At 59.9% G+C, this 13,280-nt stretch carries 11 protein-coding genes; 6 read left to right on the top strand and 5 right to left on the bottom strand.

All coding sequences use genetic code 11. From position 1 onward, the window contains the following. From cyoA to hrpA, 4 genes are all read right to left on the bottom strand, one after another. The gene (gene cyoA, locus ACSVIK_RS11785) at positions 1-921 is read right to left on the bottom strand and encodes a ubiquinol oxidase subunit II (protein WP_442444509.1); all 921 of its coding nucleotides are present in this window, start codon (positions 919-921) and stop codon (positions 1-3) included. Between the two features lie 893 nt (positions 922-1,814). Then, entirely contained in the window at positions 1,815-2,390 is a 576-nt protein-coding gene (locus ACSVIK_RS11780; protein WP_442444508.1) for a DUF6436 domain-containing protein, read from the bottom strand. Then, the gene (locus ACSVIK_RS11775) at positions 2,387-2,656 is read right to left on the bottom strand and encodes a hypothetical protein (protein ID WP_442444507.1); all 270 of its coding nucleotides are present in this window, start codon (positions 2,654-2,656) and stop codon (positions 2,387-2,389) included. Before ACSVIK_RS11775 ends, ACSVIK_RS11780 begins: the two co-directional genes overlap by 4 nt. 243 nt (positions 2,657-2,899) lie before the next feature. Continuing rightward, a complete protein-coding gene (gene hrpA, locus ACSVIK_RS11770; protein WP_442444506.1) occupies positions 2,900-6,916 on the bottom strand; it encodes an ATP-dependent RNA helicase HrpA in 4,017 nt (1,338 codons plus the stop codon). A 355-nt stretch (positions 6,917-7,271) separates the two neighbouring features. On the opposite strand from hrpA, the gene ACSVIK_RS11765 reads away from it, so the two are divergent. The 5 genes from ACSVIK_RS11765 (at position 7,272) to ACSVIK_RS11745 (ending at position 10,724) form a co-directional block, all read left to right on the top strand. Then, positions 7,272-7,838 (top strand): hypothetical protein, encoded by a 567-nt coding sequence (locus ACSVIK_RS11765; protein WP_442444505.1) that lies wholly within the window; start codon positions 7,272-7,274, stop codon positions 7,836-7,838. Positions 7,839-8,147: 309 nt separating this feature from the next. Beyond that, positions 8,148-8,441 (top strand): addiction module antidote protein, encoded by a 294-nt coding sequence (locus ACSVIK_RS11760; protein WP_442444504.1) that lies wholly within the window; start codon positions 8,148-8,150, stop codon positions 8,439-8,441. Positions 8,442-8,492: 51 nt separating this feature from the next. Beyond that, positions 8,493-9,719 (top strand): hypothetical protein, encoded by a 1,227-nt coding sequence (locus ACSVIK_RS11755; protein ID WP_442444503.1) that lies wholly within the window; start codon positions 8,493-8,495, stop codon positions 9,717-9,719. Positions 9,720-10,186: 467 nt separating this feature from the next. After that, complete coding sequence (locus ACSVIK_RS11750) at positions 10,187-10,429, top strand: hypothetical protein (protein WP_442444502.1); 243 nt, start codon at positions 10,187-10,189, stop codon at positions 10,427-10,429. Further along, positions 10,422-10,724, top strand: coding sequence for a LasR-specific antiactivator QslA (locus ACSVIK_RS11745; protein WP_442444501.1), 303 nt, complete (start codon positions 10,422-10,424; stop codon positions 10,722-10,724). The genes ACSVIK_RS11750 and ACSVIK_RS11745 overlap by 8 nt, the downstream gene beginning before the upstream one ends. Positions 10,725-10,986: 262 nt before the next feature. Here ACSVIK_RS11745 and ACSVIK_RS11740 read toward each other — a convergent pair whose 3' ends face one another. Beyond that, a complete protein-coding gene (locus ACSVIK_RS11740; protein ID WP_442444500.1) occupies positions 10,987-12,159 on the bottom strand; it encodes an MFS transporter in 1,173 nt (390 codons plus the stop codon). A gap of 95 nt (positions 12,160-12,254) precedes the next feature. Here ACSVIK_RS11740 and ACSVIK_RS11735 point away from each other — a divergent pair, with 95 nt between their 5' ends. Next, positions 12,255-13,148, top strand: a complete 894-nt coding sequence (locus ACSVIK_RS11735; RefSeq protein WP_442444499.1) for a LysR substrate-binding domain-containing protein — start codon at positions 12,255-12,257, stop codon at positions 13,146-13,148. Positions 13,149-13,280: the final 132 nt, after the last annotated feature.

The raw sequence follows: 13,280 nt of genomic DNA, 5'->3' as shown, positions 1-13,280 counted from the left end.
TCATTCCTGCACCTCCGCAGCGCCATCAGTCATGGCCGTGCTGTGAGAATCTTTCAGATCCACGTACTGACCGATCACCTTGTTGAACAGGTTCGGCTCGACCTGGCCGAAGTAACGAACCGGGTAGATCGGATAGCGGTGATTGACCATCTCGCCGGGCTCGCCCACCTGCTTGAAGGCGGCGAAGTCCATGACCTCGGGCGATTGCTTGACCTTGTCGACCCACTGCGCGAACGCATCGTCGCTGACCGAGTGGGTGGTGAAGCGCATGGCCGAGAAACCTGGGCCGCTGAAGTTGCCGGACTGGCCGAAGAACTCGCCCTGTTCGTTGGCGATCAGGTTGAGCTCAGTGCGCTGGCCGCCCATGGCGTAGATCATGCCGCCCAGTTGCGGGATCGACAGCGCGTTCATCACCGTGTCGGAGGTGATGTGGAAGGTCACCGGGGTCTTCTCCGGGATGACCAGTTCATTGACCACGGCGATGCCCTGATCCGGGTAGATGAACAGCCACTTCCAGTCGAGCGAGACCACCTCGATGTTCAGCGCCGGCTTGTCCGAATCGATCGGGCGATAGGGATCGAGCGAATGCGAGGTTTTCCAGATGATGACCGCCAGAACCGCGACGATGATCAGCGGAACACCCCAGACGATCAGTTCGATCTTGTGCGAGTGCGCCCAGTCGGGCATGTAGGTGGCCTTCTCGTTCGACTCGCGATAGCGCCAGCCAAACCAGAAGGTCATGACGATCACGGGGATGACCACGATCAGCATGAGCCCAATGGAGATCAGGATGAGGTTGCCCTGCTCGACACCGATCTGCCCTTTCGAGTTGAACAGTGCCCAGTCACATCCACCGAGCGCTGAGCAGGCAATCGCCATCGCCAGCCAGCGCACCAAACGATGGTACTTCTCTTCTTTCATGTCACGACCTTCAACTGAGTGATGCCCACTTTCGGCGCCAACGCCGTGCGGCCCATCGAGCAAAAGGCCGCCAACGGATGCTCAAGAGTTCGAGCATCCGTGCAAGCGAAGCGGTAGAACCGTGGGATAGACCGATGTTGAAGGCTGTGAATCCCTCGCACAATTGATTAGCAGCCTATTCATGAGGCTGCTGCCAGCTCCCGGGATACATATTTCGCAACATATGCGCAAAGTTTTGAAACACTTGCCGGCAAGTACCCAGCAAACAAGCGAAGGGTGCGACAAATGATCACACCCCCGGTTTAGAGCTATTTGTCAGCGAATTGACAGGAATCATTGACTCGTTTTTTTGCCTGAGCAGGAAGGACGCGTTTTCTTGACATTGGCCAGAAATCGACTAGCAACCCATCAATGATGGCGTTGCGGGCTAACCGTGCGAACACAAGCGCCACGGTAGGAGCCGCCCCCTCGCGGCGAATCATCGCCCTGCCCTGCGTCTTAGCCGGAGACGGCAAGACCTCTACACCAGGGAGCCCTGCGGTGCACCGTAGCCCGGATGCAATCCGGGGCCATTGGTGTGGCCCCATAAAGCATCGCAGCTGAAGCCCCTCCCACGGGAGTACTGGGGACATCTGTGGGACGGGCTGGGCGGCACTCCGCTTTAGCCGCGACAAGCATCACGGCTAAACGGGCAGACTCGTAGCCCGGATGCAATCCGGGGCTTTGGTGTGGCCCCATAAAGCATCGCGGCTAAAGCCCCTCCCACAGGAGTACTGAGGGACATCTGTGGGACGGGCTGGGCGGCACTCCGCTTTAGCCGCGATAGCTCTACCTAGCCCGCATTCGATCCTGAACGATGCCATGGGCTCCCGGATTGCATCCGGGCTACGCCACTACTTCCAGGCGCAGTAACAGCCCACCGCCAGGCCGCTGGCCAGGGAAATATGGCGCCCCTGGGTCAGGGCATCGAGCACCGGCTCGACGAAGCTGTTGCTGGAGTTGCACACCAGCCCTTCGCTGTAAGGGCCGGCGTAGGCCAGCTTGCCGTCGCGATCCCAGATGGCCAGCGACGGGCTGGCCGGCAGCGACTCCATGCCCTTTATGCCCGGCAAGGGCTTCATCCGCCCACGCAGGAAGGGCGCGAGTTCGCCTTTGCTGCCTGGCTTCTGCACGCTGTAGAACACCACATCGGCATTGCGGTGCAGGCCGATCAGGTAGCGCAGGTGCGCGTCCGTCTCGGCATTGCAGGGACAGTCCGGATCCCAGAAGTGCACCACCCGAATCGGCCCGGGGCCGGCCAGTTCTGGCGGCAGCTGCAAGCTGCCCTGGCCGAAGATCACCGTTTTCTCGCCATAGGGCCGCAGGTAGGCCGCGCCGCTGAGCCACCAGATCAGCACGATTGCCGCCAACACCACGGCAAAGAAGCCCAGCACGAAGTGCTTGAGCGTCATCCGGCTGAACACACTCATGGTTTTTCGCCGAACTTACGCAGGAACTGCTTTTCCATTTCCTGGCAACTTTCCACGGTGAAGGCACGCTCACTGTCTGCGCCCTTGGTGCGCTCCCAGCAGGCGGCGATGGCCGCGCGCTCACCCGCCTCAATCTCGCCACCCTGCGGGCGGGTGACGAAGTAGATAAAACCGGCAACCAACGAAATTACAAACAGCAGCCCCACCACAAACAGCCCCAGGCAGCCACGGCGGCTCAGCCCAGCGTTTTCATCTTTTGCGCTCATGTCTCACTTCAACCTTCACAGTGGAACCCACTTAGAATCGGGCGCCAGACGCCCTACCAGGCCATTGAAAAACGTAGGCGAGGCAGGCAAGACAAGGCAAAAACGACCGAAAAAGCGCAGTTTACGTGTTGTAAATGAGCATTTTGAGGTCGTTTTTAACGCAGTATTGCCAACGCAGGTAGTTTTTCAACAACCTGCTACCCTGCCGCGCCGGCCCGGGCAGTGCAGCCCAGGCCACGCCAATCACGCTTCAACCAGCGTCCACTGCTTGCTCAGGCGCTTGTCCGATACCGCCATCTTGGTGCCCAGTTGCTGGGCGAACAGCGACACACGGTACTCCTCCAGCATCCAGCGATACAGCGTGAGTTGCGGGTCACGCTTGCCTTCCTGGGCATGTTTGGCAGCACGCGCCTGGTACTGTTCCCAATAGCCGGTCAGCTCGCCCGTCCATACGCGGTCACGCTGCACCTGCGCGCCCACCTTGTCCAGGCGCTGCTCGATGGCCTTGAGATAACGTGGGATCTCCTTGAGCCACTCGCCCGGCGTCTCGCGCACGAAGCCGACATAGACCAGATTGGCCAACTGCTGCTTGATGTCGTTGAGCGCCATGGCCTGGGCCAGGTCGATCTTGCCCTTGAAGCGCTTTTGCAGGCCATGGTGCAGCTTGAGGACTTCCAGCACCAGGCGAGCGATACGCTCGGCATGCGCCGTCCAGTCGCCGCGCTTGCGCTCGGCCAGTTGCGCCAGGGCCGCACCGTCGCGCGGCAGCGTCGCCTCGCCTTCGAGGATGCAGGCATCCAGGCTGGCCAGCAGAATGTCCTCGACCAGCGCCTCGACACGGCCGATGTCGCGATACAGCAGGCCCAACTCGGTCAGCCCCGGCAGCTTGCCGCGCAGGAACTTGGCCTGCTCGGCCAGTTGCTGCAACAGCAAACGCTGCAGCGCACGGCGATGCTGGAAGTCCGCCTCGGCCTGGGTTGGGAAGCGTCCTTCCTTCACTACCCCGGCCTCCTCCACCAAGGCCGGGTAAACGGTCATGGAAAGCCCGGCAATCTTCTGCTGGGCCTTCTCCGCCACCTCGGCAAAAGCCTTGGCCTCCACCGCTTTCGGCTTGTCGCTCTGCTGCGCAATGGCCAAGGCCGCCTGGCTGGCTTCGGCGAAACGTGCGGTCAGCTCGGCCAGGTCGCGGCCTTCACCGAGGAACTTGCCGCGCGCATCCACCACCTCGATATTCATCTTCAGATGGTTTTCGATGCTTTCGGCCGCTTCCGCCCAGGCCTCATCAGACACCCGCGCGCCGGTCATGCGCAGCAACTCGGCACCGAGCGCCTGCGGCAGCGAGCCCTGGCCGAATACCAGCTTGCCCAGCGCGGCGCCAACGAAGTCCGGCACCGGCACGAAGTTCTTGCGCAGCGCCTTGGGCAGGCCGCGCACCAACGCCACGCACTTGGCTTCCAGCAGGCCCGGCACCAGCCACTCCAGGCGCTCGGGCTGCAGTTGCGGCAACAGCGGCGCAGGCACACGCAAGGTCACGCCGTCACGCGGGTGGTTGGGCTCGAAGTGATAGCTCAGCGGCAGTTGCAGCTCGCCGATGCGCAGGGAGTCCGGGTACTGCGCGGCGGTGACTTCCTTGGCATCGCGGGCCAGGGCGTCTTCCTCGCGCATGATCAGCAGTTGCGCGTCGGCAGCGCTGCCCTTCTTGTACCAGCTCTCGAAACTGGCAGCCTGGTAGATGTCCTGCGGGATGCGCGCCTCGTAGTAGCCGAACAGGGTTTCCTCGTCGGCGAGAATGTCGCGACGGCGCGACTTGGCCTCCAGCTCGTCGAGGCGTTCCAGCAACTGGCGGTTGGCGGTCAGGCAGCGTGCGCGGCTGTTGATATCGCCGCGTACCAGGCCCTCGCGAATGAACATCTCGCGCGCCACCGGCGGGTCGATGGGGCCGTAATGCACCGGGCGGCGACCGACGATGATCATGCCGTACAGGGTGACCTGCTCGAACGCCACCACCTGGCCGCGCTTCTTCTCCCAGTGCGGCTCCAGATGGTTCTTCTTCACCAGATGCGCGGCCAGCGGCTCGATCCAGTCCGGCTCGATTCTGGCCACCATACGGGCGAACAGCTTGGTGGTTTCCACCAGCTCGGCGGCCATGATCCAGTTGGGCTTCTTGCGCCCGATCACGCTGGACGGGTGGATCCAGAAACGCCGCTGACGCGCGCCGAGGTAGTCGCCCTCCTCGGTCTTCTGGCCGATCTGGCTGAGCAGGCCGGCGAGAATCGCCTTGTGCACGGCAGCGTAATTCTTCGCCCGCACCGCCGCCTCGCTGGCCTCGGCCTGCTGGCGGGCAATGGCATTGACGCGGGTGTCCTTGGTCGGCTGCGGAGTGTTCGCCGGCTGCTCGCCCTTCGCCTCCGAGCGGTTCTGCCCGCCCTTGCCCATCAACTGCAGATCACGCGCAATCAGCACCAATTGCCGGTGCGCGTCGCGCCATTCGCGCAGGCGCATATAGTTGAGGAAGTTCTTCTTGCACCAGGTACGCAGCGGGTTGCTGCCCAGCTCCTGGCGTTTCTCCTCGAAGCCGCGCCACAGATTGATCAGCGCGGCGAAGTCCGAGTCCACATCCTTCCACTGCGCATGGGCCTGATCGGCGGCTTGCTGGCGATCCATCGGTCGCTCACGCGGGTCCTGCACCGACAGCGCGGCGGCGACGATAAGGATTTCCTCCAGGCTGCCCTGCTTGGCGCCTTCCAGCACCATGCGCCCCAGGCGCGGGTCAATGGGCAGGCGCGCCAGTTGCCGGCCGATGGGCGTGAGCTGACTCTCGCGGTTGACCGCCGACAGTTCCTGCAACAGGTTGAAGCCGTCGCTGATAGCCTTGCCGTCTGGTGGCTCGATAAAGGGAAAGTCCTCGATGCTGCCCAGGCGCAGGTGCAGCATCTGCAGGATCACCGCCGCCAGGTTGGTGCGCAGGATCTCCGGGTCGGTAAATTCAGGGCGACCGAGAAAATCTTCCTCGCTGTACAAACGAATGCAGATGCCCGGCTCGACCCGCCCGCAGCGCCCCTTGCGCTGGTTGGCACTGGCCTGCGACACCGGCTCGATGGGCAGGCGCTGCACCTTGGCGCGGTAGCTGTAGCGGCTGATGCGCGCGGTGCCGCTGTCGATCACATAACGGATGCCCGGCACGGTCAACGAGGTTTCCGCGACGTTGGTGGCCAGCACGATCTTGCGCCCCGGCATGGGCGCGAAAATCTTCTGCTGCTCTGCCGGCGTCAGCCGCGCATACAAAGGCAGTACCTCGGTAAAACGCAGGTTGGCCTTGCGCAGCACCTCCGCCGCCTCGCGAATCTCGCGCTCACCGGGCAGGAACACCAGCACGTCGCCGGGGCGCTTGCCCACGCTGCGCTCGTGCTCGGCGATCTCGTCCAGCGCGGCGAGAATACCCTGGTCGATGGACAGGTCATCGAGCAAACGTTCGCCCTCCTCGTCCACCTCGGCCGCCAGCGGGCGGTACCAGGTTTCCACCGGATAGGTACGACCGGACACCTCGATGATCGGCGCATCGTTGAAGTGCTTGGAGAACCGCTCCAGATCGATGGTCGCCGAGGTGATGATCAGCTTCAGATCCGGGCGACGCGGCAGCAGGGTCTTCAGATAACCGAGCAGGAAGTCGATGTTGAGGCTACGTTCGTGCGCCTCGTCGACGATGATGGTGTCGTACTTTTCCAGAAAACGGTCGTGCTGGGTTTCGGCGAGCAGGATGCCGTCGGTCATCAGCTTGATCAGCGTGCCGTCCTTGCTCTGATCCTCGAAACGCACCTGATAGCCGACCAACTCGCCCAGCGGCGTGCCGATCTCCTCCGCTACCCTTGTGGCCACACTGCGCGCTGCCAAACGGCGCGGCTGGGTATGACCGATCAGCCCATGCACACCGCGGCCAATCTCCAGGCAGATCTTAGGCAACTGCGTGGTCTTGCCCGAACCGGTCTCACCGGCGATCACCACCACCTGGCTCTTCTCCAGCGCGGCCTTGATCTCGTCGCGCTTGGCGGCAATCGGCAGCGCATCGTCATAGCGCATCGCCGGGATGCTGCTACGCCGCGCCGTCACCTTGTCGCTGGACGCCTGAAAACGCGCCAGCCACTGCGCCAGCTTGGCCTCATCGGGCTGCTTCTGCAGCTCATGCAACTGCCGGCGCAAACGATGGCGCTCGGCTATCATGACGTGGTCGAGGTTCTTCTGCAGCGTGGCGAGGTCAGTCATCTGGATCGGGGCAATCAGGGCAAAGGCGGGATTGTCGCAGATTACGCATCTGGACGCAGGGAACAGGATTAGCGCGGGGGATCGGAACGCCGACCGCTCTTAGCAGCAGCGCGTAGGGTGAACCGGGACGCCGGCCGCTCGTAGCGCCAGCAAACAGTCCACCGGCCCATGCTGAAAATGGCACCACAACCTACGTCCAGCGCTCCCAACGGCGTACTGCTTCGCGAATACGCTCTACAACGCTGCATCACGAAATAACGGCACCAGAGCAACGGGATAGGTAGATTAGATATATGTGACCGCTGAATCGCCGGCCACACATCATGTTTGATACAGGCATTAAGGAAAAACAGGAATGGAAAGAAAGTTCGCTCAAGCATGTTTTGGGGTGCTCTTAAGTCTAGTTTTGACCGGATGCGCCAGCCAAGCCCCATATGGCACACCCGAATCCACAGCCAAGCTTGTCGCGGATCTTTCGCTGAGTGAGCCCCCTGAGCTAGTCACCCCTGCTGACTGGATTTCAGCTCCATACGGTGTAAGCAAGCCGCAGGATACGGTCAGCGGCTTGCTGGTTTCGACAGCAAGCGGTTTCCGATTTGTTACCTATTCCGAGCAGCGCTATCGACAAGCTGAAGAGCTCAGCAAACCTGCATTGCAGTGCGGATACATTTGGAAAGGTGAATATGGTTCCGAGCTCTTGCATCTGTTTACAGATGACAAGCTTTATCTGCTACTGATTCGGGAAAAGGGCCAACAACAGATCAATGCCGCACAAAGATCTCGCGTGATTCAACACTTACGCGCCTCGGGCATTCCCTTGTTGACGGAAAAAGATGGGACATTTTTCAGAGAAACAGGAAATACCACTAGGGGAATTTCCAAGGTGCAGGGCTCTTGGGTTTCCGTACCCGATAGTGAGTGAGAAGCCTTCAATCCTTGCAAGCCCCAAGAGGGCTAACCCCCACACAGGGATAGATCATTTAATCCATCCCCTTTTTATTACCGCCCGACCTTCAAACCACCGCAGCTTGTAAAATGACCCAAGAGCGCAGCGAACAGTCCACCGGCCAGAACAAAAAGGCGTACTGCTTCGCGAGTACGCCCTACAAATGCTCAAGGGCGATACCAGCAAGGCGCACATAGTGCCCCGGACAAACCGCTGATGGCAAGGGCAGCCAACGCCATGACATAGAGGCCGCCCAGCAGATCCTGCAGACGTGGAGAACACGAAATGACTGAAACCTTTAGCGACTTCGACCCCGCCGAATACCTCACCAGCCCCGCAGCCATTGCCGAGTTCATGAGCGACGCCCTGGAAACCGGCGATGCCGGCTATATCGCCAAAGCCCTGGGCGTGATGGCACGCGCCAAAGGTATGACCGAACTGGCCAGAGAAACCGGCCTGTCCCGCGAGCAGCTTTATCGTTCCTTCAGCGAACACGGCAATCCGACACTAAAGACTATGCTCGCGGTGATGAAGGCGCTGGGGGTTGAGATGGCGGCGCGGCCGCATGGTGCGAGGTGAGGAGCTATCTTAAAGCACGCTGACAATCCAAAGCCCAACGACAGGAAGAATATGAAGATCGAGTATCTAGCCATTATTTCAGCCGAAAACTCTTTCTGCCGCGACACATCCGCCTTTAAGTCTTTCCTGCAATCAGACTCAGACATAAAAATAACAAATAAAAAGATAAAACACCAAACACTGGAAGTAGAATACGAACTACAAACAGGCCATAATGAAAAACAGAATCACGTATTCTATCACCTAAGATTAAAATCAGACTCAGGAGACATAGACGCCTTTTCCAGAATGAGCCGCGCCATCCGCAAACTTCTTCACATGGCATCTGATGGAAATGTACAAAATCTTTGGGATGACATTAGCTTTCACTACTCTCAAATAAGTTACCCCTATATTCATGAGATTGAAAATCTCATGAGAAAGCTAATAACAAAATTTATGCTAACCAACGTTGGTCTAGGCTGGACAAAAGACACCATTCCAGAGGACATCAGGAAAAGCTCAAGACTCGACAAAAACGGCTCTAGCAATAACTACCTTTACGAAGTCGACTTCATACAGCTATCTGACTTTTTATTCAGCGAATACAGAACACTGGAAATAAGCGCACTAATAAAGAAAATATCCGAAATAAAAACCTCAACCGTAGAAATGAGTGAAATATCTGACTTCATTCCCAAGTCAAATTGGAAAAGATATTTTGAACCTCATGTTGACTGTGACGCCACATACCTAGAGTCACGCTGGAAAAAACTCTATGAGCTGCGATGCAAAATTGCACACAACAACACATTCAACAAAGCAGATCACGAGCTAACGACTCAACTCTCCAAGGAAGTAAAAGAGAAACTTGAGAAAGCAATAATGTCACTGGACGCTATTTCTGTACCAGAAGAAGAGCGTGAAGAACTAGTTGAGAGCGTGATAGGACATGCTAATCAAGAGGCTGCAGCATTACTAAGTCACTGGAGAGACCTAGAAAATACCACGAGGACATTTGCAAAAAATAAGAATTTCTTCAAGAAATACGACTGGAAAAACATCCCCAGCAACGAGCAGGTTTTTATTTCTTTGCTTGACAACAACGTGATTGACAAAGAAACTTTCTTAAAAGCTAGAGAGCTACAGAAATTCAGAAACCACATAACGCACGGACACTTTCTTAGATTCCATGAGCACGCCATATCAAGTCATCTTGACGAGCTAGATAAACTAACTCAAGAACTAGATAAAAAACTCAAATCTCAGGAAGACGATAGCGACGACAGAACCACTTAATACTACAACCAAACCCCAGAGCATTCAGGAACAAGCCTCAATAGCAACGTCTCCATGCATCAACATTGAAACGCATCGCCTTGACCTATAGCGCACCAGCTTGCCCTATCCCATCACCCCGCGTTACAGTCCGCCCCGTCACGGTCAATCCCGTGACCGGGTGTGGTAGCCCGATTCACACGAAGGCGCGGTAGCGCCATAGTCGAGAGCAGGCGCTTTTTTTGTGCCTGCTGTTTTCTCGCGCATTTATGGCGGGCCGTGTGAGGCAGGCTTCGGCCTGGCCGGCGTCCTTCGTGGGTCGGTCTACCACCCTTGCACGGTCCGCCTCCATTTCGTGTGGTAGCGAATGGAACGCGGCTCCTTAAATCCACGAAGGAGCATAAGGAAAATGCACTATCCCCCTTTTACCCAAGGGCTCCGCCCTGGGCTGCTGGCTGTCGTGTCGACTTCCGTTTTGGAGGTGCTGCATGACCAAGTCTGAATCCGTCGTTATCCCCTTCCCCACGCCACGCAATCCGTTGCATAGCCATGTGGCCGACGAGTGCCCCTTGCAGGCAGCAGCCGAGTACCGCGCGGCGTTGCTGACCAAGCTGTTGCGTCGAATACCGGAGCCAGAGCTGGCAAGCACCACCAGCGCGCTGCTCAGCGAGTTGATCGTGCTCTACCGCCGAGCCATCGCCCAGGCAGCCGGGAGGGCCGAGCATGATTGAACTGCAACGCTATCTCACTCACTTGCCCAGCCATGATGGGCAACCGCCTGCCAGCTTCGGCTGGAACGCAGATTGTCAGGTGAGCTTCGACCATGGTGTGCAGACCGCGCAGGCCTGGCTGGACAACGCCAACAGCGGCTGGCTATGGGCCAATCTGTTAATGGAGCGGCAGCTATACCCGCCAGGTGCACAGCGCCATGCCTTCGAGCTGGGCTTTCTCAGCCGCATCCACCAGCGCCTGTGCTCGCCATTGGGCGGCGAGCATCAGGCCTTGCGGACGGAACTACGGCTATAACGACAAAGGCGAGGGCATGCCCTCGCCTCTTCATTTAGCAACGAATTTTGTGTGCACCGCTCACAAAGCTGAACAATTAGCCCAGAACTCGCCGCAACGGTGGATGAAAAAGCGTCATCCACCCTACGGTGAAACCAAGACGTAGGGTGGACAACGCGCAGCTTGTCCACCTCGCTTCACACTCGAAGACGCTGCCCAGCGCAATGACGCGTGGCTTTGCGAGTTATTCCTGATGCATAGGGAGCCAACCGCGAGGCTCAGGTCACTGACATATAGCTGGCGCCGCCACTGCCCTGGAACGCCAGGCAAACCCCAGCACCATCAGCAACCCCAGCCCGGCCATCGCAGCACCGGCCAGTGAAATCGCCGGGTAGCCCAACCCCGCCTTGATTACCGCCCCGCCGAGCGCTGCGCCAATCGCATTACCCAGGTTGAATGCGCCGATATTCACCGCCGAGGCCAGGTTGGGGGCGTCATGAGCGGCTTCCATCACGCGCATCTGCAGCGGCGGCACGATGGCGAAGCTGGCGATGCCCCAGATCAGGATGGCCACGGCTGCCGGCAACGGCCAACGCATCAACAGGGTGAAGGCCAGCAGAACCAGGATCAGCGCACTCAGCGAGATTACCAACGTGCGGTCGACGGAGCGATCCGCCGCCTTGCCGCCCCATACATTGCCCAGCGCCAAGCCGATGCCGTAGAGCACCAGCATGGCGGTGATGAAAGCGGTCGAGGCATGCGTCTCGTTGCTGAGAATCGGCACGATATAGGTGAATACGGTGAACATCGCACTGGAGCCCACCACGGTCAGCGCCAGCGCTGCCAGTACCGAGCCCCGGCCCAGCACACGGATTTCATTCAGTACACCGATGCTTTTCGCCGACGGCAGATTGGGCAAGGCGAACCACAGCGCGGCCATGGCCAATACCCCCAGGCCGGTGATGCCCCAGAACGCCGTGCGCCAACCGAAGGTTTCACCAAACCAGGCCGCCAGCGGCACACCGCCGATGGTTGCCAGGGTCAGGCCGGTGAACATGGCGGCCACTGCCCCGGCGCGCTTGTCCTGCGCGACCACGCTGGCGGCGACGATGGAACCGACGCCGAAGAAGGCGCCGTGGTTCAGCGAGGTAACCACCCGGGCGATCAGCAGGCTGGTGTAGTCGGTGGCCAATGCCGACATCAGGTTGCCCAGGGTGAAAATCCCCATCAGCCCGATCAGCAGATAGCGCCGTGGGATCCTGCCGGTGGTCAGCGTCATCAGCGGCGCACCGAGCAACACGCCCAGTGCGTAGGCACTGACCAACAGGCCGGCAGCCGGAATGGAAACACCGAGATCAGCCGCGATGCCCGGCAACATGCCCATGGGTGAGAATTCGGTAACACCGATGCCGAAGGCACCGATGGCGAGTGCAACAAGGGGTGGATTGATACGCATGGAAAGGCTCCTCATCTATGCCGCAGATGCTAGGATCCAAACCTTTACGGCGGTAGATGGCTTTTCTGGCAAACACCTTTGCTTACGGAGCACAAATGGACATAGGCGGCAGATCAGGAGACATGGTGGTGTTCGCCACCGTGGCAGCAGAAGGCAGCCTGTCGGCCGCCGCCCGCGCCCTGGGGCTGACGCCCTCGGCGGTCAGCCGGATCATCGCGCGTACCGAGCAGCGCCTCGGCACCCGCCTGCTGCTGCGCACCACCCGCACTATCACCTTTACCGCCGAGGGCGAGGCGTACCTGCGGGGCGCCCGGCGCATACTCGCCGACATGGCTGAAGTCGAGGAAGCCATCGCCGACCAGGGCGTGCCCCGGGGCCGCTTGCGTGTGAGCGCTGCGCTCGGTCATGGGCGGATGACCATCGTGCCGCTGGTGGCAAGGTTCAGCGCGCGTTACCCGAACATCACCGTCGACCTCAGCCTGGGCGACGAGGTGGTCGATATCCTCGGCGGCCAGGCCGACGTGGCCTTGCGCTTCGGCCATCTACCCGACAGCCCGTTGACCGCTCGCAAGATCGGCGACACCGGCCAGGTGGTGGTCGCCTCCCCCGACTACCTGCAGCGCCACGGCACCCCACAGCAACCGGAAGACCTGCTGCAACACAACTGCCTACGCTTCAACTTCCGCCGTGCCGAACCCAACTGGCCATTCATCCGCGATGGCCAGGCGTTCTCGCTCAAGGTCTGCGGCAATATCGAATGCAGCAGCGGCGAGGCGCTGGCGCAGTTCGCCCGGGTCGGCGCCGGCATCGCGCGCATCGGCGAGTTCACCGTGGCCGAGGACATCCAACGCGGTGATCTGCGGCCGCTGCTGCAAACCTTCAACCCCGGCGACCGGGAGCCGATTCATGCGGTGTTCGTCGGCGGCTCGGCCATGCCGGCGCGGGTGCGGGTGTTTGTGGATTTTCTGCTGGAGCATCACCGGATGTGAGCGCCCGCGAGACCTCGTAGGGCGGCCTAACGAGCGCAGCGAGTAGCCCGCCGGGCCAGGCCAAACCAGGCACCACGGCGCTCCAGCGAAACTCCATTGGCGTACTGCTTCCGAGTGGCCTGCCCGGTACGC

Source organism: Pseudomonas sp. NCHU5216 (assembly GCF_052156495.1).
In the GTDB taxonomy this organism is placed as follows: domain Bacteria; phylum Pseudomonadota; class Gammaproteobacteria; order Pseudomonadales; family Pseudomonadaceae; genus Aquipseudomonas.
This window is presented reverse-complemented; position numbering and strand designations above follow the sequence as displayed.

Bases quoted from the DNA above. Each gene is read 5' to 3' on its own strand.
- cyoA (WP_442444509.1), bottom strand. From the start codon at position 921: ATGAAAGAAGAGAAGTACCATCGTTTGGTGCGCTGGCTGGCGATGGCG.
- ACSVIK_RS11780 (WP_442444508.1), bottom strand. From the start codon at position 2,390: ATGAGTGTGTTCAGCCGGATGACGCTCAAGCACTTCGTGCTGGGCTTC.
- ACSVIK_RS11775 (WP_442444507.1), bottom strand. From the start codon at position 2,656: ATGAGCGCAAAAGATGAAAACGCTGGGCTGAGCCGCCGTGGCTGCCTG.
- hrpA (WP_442444506.1), bottom strand. From the start codon at position 6,916: ATGACTGACCTCGCCACGCTGCAGAAGAACCTCGACCACGTCATGATA.
- ACSVIK_RS11765 (WP_442444505.1), top strand. From the start codon at position 7,272: ATGGAAAGAAAGTTCGCTCAAGCATGTTTTGGGGTGCTCTTAAGTCTA.
- ACSVIK_RS11760 (WP_442444504.1), top strand. From the start codon at position 8,148: ATGACTGAAACCTTTAGCGACTTCGACCCCGCCGAATACCTCACCAGC.
- ACSVIK_RS11755 (WP_442444503.1), top strand. From the start codon at position 8,493: ATGAAGATCGAGTATCTAGCCATTATTTCAGCCGAAAACTCTTTCTGC.
- ACSVIK_RS11750 (WP_442444502.1), top strand. From the start codon at position 10,187: ATGACCAAGTCTGAATCCGTCGTTATCCCCTTCCCCACGCCACGCAAT.
- ACSVIK_RS11745 (WP_442444501.1), top strand. From the start codon at position 10,422: ATGATTGAACTGCAACGCTATCTCACTCACTTGCCCAGCCATGATGGG.
- ACSVIK_RS11740 (WP_442444500.1), bottom strand. From the start codon at position 12,159: ATGCGTATCAATCCACCCCTTGTTGCACTCGCCATCGGTGCCTTCGGC.
- ACSVIK_RS11735 (WP_442444499.1), top strand. From the start codon at position 12,255: ATGGACATAGGCGGCAGATCAGGAGACATGGTGGTGTTCGCCACCGTG.